An 8,093-nucleotide genomic window follows, 5' to 3' on the forward strand; every position below is an offset into this window, starting at 1 on the left:
GGGCCGCCGGGGGCGGGCGGCCCGCCCGTCCTCAGCGGTCCATCGCCGACATCGCCCGCTGCGCCAGCGGATGCGTACGCACCAGCTCCGCCAGCGACGTCGTGCCCCGCGTGATCCCGGCGAACGCCTTCCAGGCCGGGCGGAAGCCGGTCAGCACCGCGTGCAGCAGGCCCGGTCGGCGCTCGAACAGCTTGAGCATCCGGCGGCCGACCCCCATCTCCACGCCCAGCCCCGCCTTGATGGCGAAGGCGTAGTTCAGGGCCTGGCGGCGGGCGTCCACCGCGTCGTGCGACTCGGCGATCCTGACCGCCCACTCCCCCGCCAGCCGGCCCGAGCGCAGGGCGAAGGAGATGCCCTCGCGGGTCCACGGCTCCAGCAGCCCCGCCGCGTCCCCGCAGACCACGACCCGGCCGCGCGAGAGCGGCGAATCGTCGCTGCGGCAGCGGGTGAGGTGCCCGGAGGAGACGGCCGGCTCGAACCCGGCGAGGCCGAGCCGGGCGATGAAGTCCTCCAGATACCGCTTGGTGCCCGCACCGTCGCCGCGCGCCGAGATCACGCCCACCGTCAGGGTGTCGCCCTTGGGGAAGACCCAGCCGTAACTCCCCGGCAGCGGCCCCCAGTCGATGAGGACCCGGCCCGCCCAGTCCTCCGCCACGGTGGCCGGAACGGGGATCTCCGCCTCCAGGCCGAGGTCCACCTGGTCGAGCTTCACCCCGACGTGCGCCCCTATGCGGCCGGCGCTGCCGTCCGCGCCGACGACCGCCCGCGCGAGGACCGTCTCGCCGCCGGCCAGCACCACCGCGACCGTACGCCGGTCGGGCACGGCGGGTCCGTGCTGCTCCACCCTCACCACCGAGGCGCCGGTGCGCAGTTCGGCCCCGGCCTTCTGCGCCTCCTCCACCAGCCCGGCGTCGAACTCCGGACGGTTGATGAGGCCGAAGAGCATCCGGCGGGAGCGGCGGGTGCGGGACAGCTTGCCGTTGAGCGAGAACGTGACCGCGTGGATGCGGTCCTTCAGGGGGAGTTCGAACCCCGGCGGCAGCGCGTCGCGCGAGAAGCCGATGATCCCCCCGCCGCAGGTCTTGTAGCGGGGCAGCTCCGCCTTCTCCAGCAGCAGGACTCTCCGGCCCGCCACGGCTGCCGCGTACGCCGCCGATGCCCCGGCCGGCCCGGCGCCGACCACGACGACGTCCCAGACGGACGACTCTTCCGGCTCACGTCCGGCGTCTGCGTTCTCGCTGCTCACGATGTGCTTCTGCTCCCGATCCGACTGTGGCCCCAAGCTGCTCACGGCATCCTACGGCGCGTTCCGGCCAAGCACCCCTGTGGGAGGATCGACCCTGTTTCCGTCGTACACGCGTCGCCTCGGCGGCGCCGCGCACGGTCGCGTACACACCGTGCCCTGTTCCCAACGTCGCACCCGCGAGGAGCGTGCCCATGACCGCCCGTCCGATTCCCGAGACCATCGCCTCGCTGATGCCCCGCGCGCGGGCGGAGCTGGCCGAGCTGGTCGCGTTCCAGTCGGTGGCGGATCCCGCGGTGTTCCCGAAGAGCGAGTGCGAGGCGGCGGCCGGCTGGGTCGCCGACGCGCTGCGCGCCGAGGGCTTCACGGACGTCGCCCTGCTCGACACCCCCGACGGGACCCAGTCCGTCTACGGGCTCCTGCCCGGCCCGGCCGGCGCGCCGACCGTCCTCCTCTACGCGCACTACGACGTGCAGCCGCCGCTGGACGAGTCGGCGTGGCTCTCCCCGCCGTTCGAGCTCACCGAGCGCGACGGCCGCTGGTACGGCCGGGGCGCGGCCGACTGCAAGGGCGGCTTCATCATGCACCTGCTCGCCCTGCGCGCCCTCAAGGCGAACGGGGGCGTCCCGGTGTCGGTGAAGGTGATCGCCGAGGGCTCCGAGGAGCAGGGCACCGGCGGCCTGGAGCGGTACGCGGAGGCGCACCCCGACCTGCTGGCGGCCGACACGATCGTCATCGGGGACACGGGGAACTTCCGGGTCGGGCTGCCGACGGTCACGGCGACCCTGCGCGGGATGACGATGCTGCGCGTGCGGCTGGACACCCTGGAGGGGAACCTGCACTCCGGCCAGTTCGGCGGCGCCGCCCCCGACGCCCTCGCCGCGATGATCCAGTTGCTGGCCTCGCTGCGCGCCGAGGACGGGACGACCACGGTCGACGGCCTGACCGGCGACGCCGAGTGGGACGGACTCCAGTACCCGGAGGCGGAGTTCCGGCAGGACGCCAAGGTGCTGGACGGCGTGGAACTGATCGGCTCGGGCACGGTCGCGGACCGGATCTGGGCGCGGCCCGCCGTCACCGTCATCGGCATCGACTGCCCGCCGGTGGTCGGCGCGACGCCGTCGGTGCAGGCGAGCGCGCGGGCGCAGATCAGCCTGCGGGTGCCGCCCGGCCACGACGCCGCCGAGGCGACGCGGCTGCTCACCGCGCACCTGGAGGCGCACGCCCCCTGGGGTGCGCGGGTCCAGGTGGAACAGGTGGGCCAGGGCCAGCCGTTCCGCGCCGACCTGACGAGCCCGGCGTACACGGCGATGGCGGACGCGATGCGCGAGGCCTATCCGGGCCAGGAGATGCAGTCCTCCGGGATGGGCGGCTCGATCCCCCTCTGCAACACCCTGGCCGAGCTGTACCCGAAGGCCGAGATCCTGCTGATCGGGCTGAGCGAGCCGGAGGCGCAGATCCACGCGGTGAACGAGAGCGTGTCGCCGGAGGAACTGGAGCGGATGTCGGTGGCCGAGGCGCTGTTCCTGCGCAACTACGCGGAGTCGAAGAAGGGCTGACCCCGTGCGGGGCGCGCGTCGTGGTCGTGGGCGGCGCGCGTTCCATGCCCGCGCGGGGCGCACGTCGTGGTCATGCGCGGCGCGTTCCATGCCCGCGCGGGGCGCACGTCGTGGTCATGCGCGGCGCGTTCCATGCCCGCGCGGGGCGCACGTCGTGGTCATGCGCGGCGCGCGTTCCATGCCGCACGGGCGCGCGCCCGTGCGCGGCGCGCGCTACGCCTTGGACGGGGTCGCCCGCCGTGCAGTCCCGTGCCGCGGGCGTACGCCTCCGCTCGCGCCAGGGAACCCGGCCGGCTGCTCCCACGGTCGCACCCGTTCCGCTTCCGGATCTGCCAGGCCCACCCCTGGGGCGACGGGAGGGTCCTCACCCCGATCGACGCGGGCGCCGCCGCGGTGATGGCGGCGGACGCGGCGTGAGCGCCCGGCGGGGCGCCGCTCAGCCCACCGGGACCCCGGCCTCCAGGTTGAGCACCGTGGACCGCTCGCGCGCCCGCAGGGCCCAGCGCAGCCGCTCGTAGCGGTTCGGCGGGAGCATCGTCGCGGCCTCCTCCTCGGTGGCGAAGCGCCAGCCGCGCAGCTCGGAGCCGGGCAGCAGCAGCCGCTCGGCGTCCTCGGCGCGCAGCCGGCCGCCGTCGAACAGGAAGCGCAACCCGCCGTAGCCGGGCGGGCGGGGCGGCTCCCAGTCGACCAGCAGCAGGGCGGGGGTCCGGTCGAGGCGGAGGCCTATCTCCTCGGCGACCTCGCGGACACCGGCCTGCGCGGGGGCCTCGCCCGTCTCGACGACCCCGCCGGGGAACTCCCACCCCGGCTTGTACGTGGGGTCCACGAGCAGGACCCGGTCCTGCTCGTCGAAGAGCAGGACCCCGGCCGCGACGGTCTCGGCGGTCGGCTCGGGGCTCTGGACGATCGCGCACGGGGCGGCGCTCCCGTCGCGCACGGCGTCGGCGATCCGCTGGGCGGTCTGACGGGGGGTGAGGGCGCTGTTGTCGACGACGTGGGCGTCCTCGGCGAGCCAGGCAAGGGCGTCGCGGTAGGGGCCGATGTGCTCGTACGCCCATCGCCGGACCCGCTCGCTCCCCTCCTCGTCGCCGGGGCATTCCACCCGGCCCGCGATCCGGGCGCGCAGGATCGTTTCGTCAGGTGAGAGCAGCACATGCCGGACGGGGATGCGCCGGGAGGCGAGCCCACCGAAGATCTCGTCGCGGTACTCCTGCCGCAGCAGGGTCATCGGCACGACGAGCACGCCGGGCATCTCCGCGAGCAGCGCCGCCGCCGTGTCCACCACGAGCCGCCGCCAGATCGGCAGGTCCTGGTAGTCGCCGACCTCGGCGAGCCTCTTCTGGGGCAGCAGGCCGCGCAGCCCCGCGCCGGTGGCCTCCGGGTCGTACAGCGTGCTGTTCGGGATCAGATCGATCAGTTCGCCCGCGGTACTGGTCTTGCCCGCACTGAACGCACCGTTGATCCAGACGATCACGGGTCCCCCTCTTCCGTAGCCCCCTGTGGCTTGCCCGCAACACCCTGCCGCGGAAACCCCGCCGGGGCGACCGGCTTGCCCGGATGCCCCGCCGGCAGCGCCGCGCGGACCCTCGGGGCCCGTCGCTCAGCGCAGCGCGATCGCCGCGGCCGCCGCCCCGACCAGGCCCGCGTCCGCGCCCATCACGGCGGGCGCCACGGTCAGCCGGCGCACGTACGAGAGGGTGGCGTAGTCGCGCAGGTGGCGGCGCAGCGGGGCGAGGAGGACGTCCCCGGCCCCGGCCACTCCCCCGCCGATCACCGCGATGTCGAGGTCCACCAGGGTGGCCGTCGCGGCGATCCCCGCCGCCAGCGCCCGCGCCGCGCGGTCGTAGGAGGCGGCGGCCACCGGGTCGCCCGCGCGGGCGGCGAGCGCCACCGCGGCGGCCGTCGCGTCGCCGTCCGGTCCGGGCCGCCAGCCGCCCTCCAGGGCGCGGCGGGCGATGTTGGGGCCGCTGGCGATGCCCTCGACGCACCCGCGCGCACCGCAGGGGCACGGGTCGCCGTCCAGGTCGACGCTGATGTGGCCGATGTGCCCGGCGTTGCCGGAGGGGCCGGGGTGCAGGGCTCCGCCGAGGACCAGCCCGCCGCCCACACCGGTCGACACCACCAGGCACAGGGCGTTGTCGTGGCCGCGGGCCGCGCCGAGCCAGTGCTCGGCAGCCGTCATCGCGACCCCGTCGCCGACCAGCACCACCGGCAGCCCGCCCGTCGTCTTGCGCACCCGCTCCACCAGGGGGAAGTCCCGCCAGCCGGGGACGTTGACGGGGCTGACCGCGCCGGCGGCCGCGTCGACCGGACCGGCGCTCCCGATGCCCGCGGCGCGCGCCCGGCCCCACAGCGGCGAGGCCATCAGCTCGCCCAGGACCTCGTCCACCGCGTCCATCACGCGCTCGGCCCCTTCCCGCGCGGGCGTCGGCCGCCGGGCCCGTACGAGGAGCGAGCCGCCGCCGTCCACCAGCGCTCCGGCGATCTTGGTGCCGCCGATGTCGAGCGCGGCGACGAGGTCGGTATGCATCGGTGTGGGCTCTCCGGAATCGGTGCGGGGGCGCAACCTGCGGGTTCCGTCCGCAGTCCGCACAGTCTCCCTCCCGTTGACAACGTTGTCCAGGGCCTATGCTCGACGCTGCGGACTCCGCTCGGCCCCCGCTCCCCGCGCGGTCGCGGCCGGAGGCTCCCGCAGCCCGACCGCAATCCGACGACAGGACAGCGCACGTGGACCGGACCGCCCGTCATTCCGAGACCCGCTACGGCAACCGGCCGACCATGAAGGACGTGGCGGCCCGTGCCGGAGTCGGCCTCAAGACGGTCTCGCGGGTGGTGAACAGCGAGCCCGGCGTCACCCCGGACACCGAGCGCCGCGTGCGGGAGGCGATCGACGCGCTGGGCTTCCGCCGCAACGACAGCGCCCGTGTGCTGCGCAAGGGGCGTACGGCGTCGATCGGGCTGGTCCTGGAGGATCTGGCGGACCCGTTCTACGGCCCGCTGAGCCGTGCGGTGGAGGAGGTCGCCCGTGCGCACGGAGCGCTGCTGATCAACGGCTCCAGCGCCGAGGACCCGGAGCGCGAGCAGGAGTTGGCGCTGGCCCTGTGCGCGCGCCGGGTGGACGGGCTCATAGTGATCCCGGCGGGCGACGACCACCGCTACCTGGAACCGGAGATCAAGGCGGGCGTCGCCGCGGTCTTCGTGGACCGCCCGGCGGGCCGCGTGGACGCCGACACGGTGCTCTCCGACAGCTTCGGCGGCGCCCGGAAGGGCGTGGCCCACCTCATCGCGCACGGCCACCGCAGGATCGGGTTCGTCGGCGACCAGCCCCGCATCCACACCGCCACCGAGCGCCTGCGCGGCTATCACGCCGCCATGGCGGACGCGGGCATCACCGTCGAGGACGGCTGGGTCTCCCTCGGCTCCACCGATCCGGTCCGGGTGCGGAGGGCCGCCGAGGCGATGCTCGGCGGGCCCGAGCCGGTCACCGCGCTCTTCGCGGGGAACAACCGGGTGACGGTGACGGCGGTCCGGGTGATCGCGGAACGGGAGCGGCCGGTGGCGCTGGTGGGGTTCGACGACATCGAGCTGGCCGACCTGCTCGGCATCACGGTGATCGCGCAGGACGCGGCCGCGGTCGGCCGGACCGCGGCCGAGCACCTCTTCCGCCGCCTGGACGGCGCCGACCACCCCCCGGCGCGGGTGGAGCTGCCCACGACGCTCATCCCGCGCGGCTCGGGCGAGCTGCCGCCCGCCTGAGCCGCGCGGGCCGCGCCGGGCGCCCCTACGGGACGGTGACGGTCAGGCCGCCCCGGCGCGGCGAGGCGAAGGCGTCCAGGTCCGCGCGGGTCAGGCCGGTCAGCCGGGCGACCTCCGCGGTGTCCAGGGCGCCGCAGTCGAGGCCGCGCAGCAGATAGCCGCTGAGGGCCTTGGCGGTGGCGGGCTCGTCCATGACGTCGCCGCCCGCCTTCGCGACGTACGCGGCGAGCCGGGCGGCGGCCGGCTCCAGGCCCTCGCGGTAGAAGGCGTAGACGGCCGCGTAGCGCGTCGGCAGATGGCCGGGGTGCATGTCCCAGCCCTGGTAGTAGGCGCGGGCCAGGGCGCGGCGGGTGAGGCCGTAGTGGAGCCGCCATGCCTCGTGGACCTGCGCGGTGGGGCCGACGGGCAGGACGTTGGTGGAGCCGTCGCTGACGCGTACGCCGGTGCCCGCCGCGGCGACCTGCATGACGGCCTTGGCGTGGTCGGCGGCCGGGTGGTCGCTCGCCTGGTGGGCGGCGCTGACCCCGACGCAGGCGCTGTAGTCGAAGGTGCCGTAGTGCAGCCCGGTCGCGCGGCCCCGCGCGGCGTCGATCATGCGGGCGACGGCGGCGGTCCCGTCGGCGGCGAGGATGGACTGGCTGGTCTCGATCTGGATCTCGAAGCCGATCCGTCCGGCGTCGAGGCCGTGGGCCTCCTCGAAGGCCTCCAGCAACCGGACGAAGGCGGCCACCTGCTCCGGGTACGTCACCTTCGGCAGCGTCAGCACGAGCCCGTCGGGCAGCCCTCCGGCGGCCATCAGCCCGGTGAGGAAGACGTCCGTGGTGCGGATGGCCCGGTCGCGGACGCCGGCCTCCATGCACTTCATCCGGATGCCCGTGTACGGGGCGGCCTGGCCGTTCGCGTACGCCTCGGAGACCAGGCGGGCGGCGCGGGCCGCCAGCTCGTCCTCCTCGGCGTCCGGACGGAGGCCGAAGCCGTCCTCGAAGTCGATGCGCAGGTCCTCGACGGGCTCGCGCTCCAGCTTGGCGCGCACGCGGTCGTGGACCGGCCCGGCCAGCTCCTCGGGGAGGCCGAGGACGGCGGCGAACGCGGCGGCGTCGGGGGCGTGTTCGTCCAGGGCCGCCAGTGCCCGGTCGCCCCAGGAGCGCGGGGTGCCGGCCTCGAAGGCGTCACCGGGGACGTAGACGGTGTGCACGGGCTGGCGGGTGCCGGGGTCCCCCGGATAGCGGCGGGCGAGTTCCGCGTCGACCGCCCCGAGGGAGGCGCTGATCTCCTCGCCGACCGCGCCGGCGAGGCTCGTCGCCACCTTCTCCTGCTGCCCCATGACCGCACCCTCCACGTCGACTCTTCCGCTTCCCGGAATCAACAATCCGTATAGCGAAGTTATAAGTCGACCGGACCGGCGTCAATGGCGTCCGGGTGTGGCTGCGGGGCGCGCGGTGGGGTGCACCGTGCGGCCCGCGGCGGGGTGGGTCTGTGTGTGGGTCAGCCCTTGCGGGTGTTGATCTCGTCGGTGAGACGGGGCCCCAAGGTGA

Annotated in this window: 6 protein-coding genes; 2 read left to right on the top strand and 4 right to left on the bottom strand. The window is 75.2% G+C overall.

Translation table 11 applies throughout. The features are described from left to right. Positions 1-31 precede the first annotated feature (31 nt). The gene (locus ACZ6EJ_RS23805; RefSeq protein WP_469269821.1) at positions 32-1,246 is read right to left on the bottom strand and encodes a geranylgeranyl reductase family protein; all 1,215 of its coding nucleotides are present in this window, start codon (positions 1,244-1,246) and stop codon (positions 32-34) included. A gap of 191 nt (positions 1,247-1,437) precedes the next feature. On the opposite strand from ACZ6EJ_RS23805, the gene ACZ6EJ_RS23810 reads away from it, so the two are divergent. Then, on the top strand, positions 1,438-2,802 hold the full coding sequence (locus ACZ6EJ_RS23810; RefSeq protein ID WP_469269822.1) for a M20/M25/M40 family metallo-hydrolase: 1,365 nt from the start codon (positions 1,438-1,440) through the stop codon (positions 2,800-2,802). Between the two features lie 436 nt (positions 2,803-3,238). Here the strand turns inward: ACZ6EJ_RS23810 and ACZ6EJ_RS23815 are convergent, their stop codons facing one another. Together ACZ6EJ_RS23815 and ACZ6EJ_RS23820 are read right to left on the bottom strand one after the other, a co-directional pair. Further along, on the bottom strand, positions 3,239-4,276 hold the full coding sequence (locus ACZ6EJ_RS23815; protein ID WP_469269823.1) for an NUDIX domain-containing protein: 1,038 nt from the start codon (positions 4,274-4,276) through the stop codon (positions 3,239-3,241). Between the two features lie 126 nt (positions 4,277-4,402). Then, positions 4,403-5,332, bottom strand: a complete 930-nt coding sequence (locus tag ACZ6EJ_RS23820) for an ROK family protein (RefSeq protein WP_469269824.1) — start codon at positions 5,330-5,332, stop codon at positions 4,403-4,405. Between the two features lie 197 nt (positions 5,333-5,529). Here ACZ6EJ_RS23820 and ACZ6EJ_RS23825 point away from each other — a divergent pair, with 197 nt between their 5' ends. Beyond that, positions 5,530-6,558 (top strand): LacI family DNA-binding transcriptional regulator, encoded by a 1,029-nt coding sequence (locus ACZ6EJ_RS23825; protein WP_469269825.1) that lies wholly within the window; start codon positions 5,530-5,532, stop codon positions 6,556-6,558. A 25-nt stretch (positions 6,559-6,583) separates the two neighbouring features. Here ACZ6EJ_RS23825 and ACZ6EJ_RS23830 read toward each other — a convergent pair whose 3' ends face one another. Next, a complete protein-coding gene (locus tag ACZ6EJ_RS23830) occupies positions 6,584-7,882 on the bottom strand; it encodes a DUF6986 family protein (protein ID WP_469269826.1) in 1,299 nt (432 codons plus the stop codon). Positions 7,883-8,093: the final 211 nt, after the last annotated feature.

This window comes from Streptomyces sp. NPDC041970 (assembly GCF_055588985.1).

Excerpts from the sequence above, each read along its gene's own strand:
- ACZ6EJ_RS23810 (WP_469269822.1), top strand. The coding sequence starts at position 1,438 with ATGACCGCCCGTCCGATTCCCGAGACCATCGCCTCGCTGATGCCCCGC.
- ACZ6EJ_RS23820 (WP_469269824.1), bottom strand. The coding sequence starts at position 5,332 with ATGCATACCGACCTCGTCGCCGCGCTCGACATCGGCGGCACCAAGATC.
- ACZ6EJ_RS23830 (WP_469269826.1), bottom strand. The coding sequence starts at position 7,882 with ATGGGGCAGCAGGAGAAGGTGGCGACGAGCCTCGCCGGCGCGGTCGGC.